General features: G+C 47.0%; 1 tRNA gene. It reads right to left on the bottom strand.

What is annotated here, in order from left to right:
• Position 1: 1 nt before the first annotated feature.
• Positions 2-76 (bottom strand) — tRNA-Gln (locus tag SB773_RS35320).
• Positions 77-215: the final 139 nt, after the last annotated feature.

Here is a 215-nt window from a genome sequence, read left to right on the forward strand (position 1 = left end):
ATGGCTGGGCTAGCTGGATTCGAACCAGCGCATGACGGAGTCAAAGTCCGTTGCCTTACCGCTTGGCTATAGCCCATTAATATTTACTAGTATGGTTATCTTTTCAAAAAAATAAACCCTCTCAGGTTATTTTAAAGAAAATGGTGGAGGGGGGCAGATTCGAACTGCCGAACCCAAAGGAGCGGATTTACAGTCCGCCGCGTTTAGCCACTTCG

Origin of the sequence: Bacillus sp. SIMBA_074 (assembly GCF_046534555.1) — a bacterium.
Classification (GTDB): domain Bacteria; phylum Bacillota; class Bacilli; order Bacillales; family Bacillaceae_G; genus Bacillus_A; species Bacillus_A mycoides.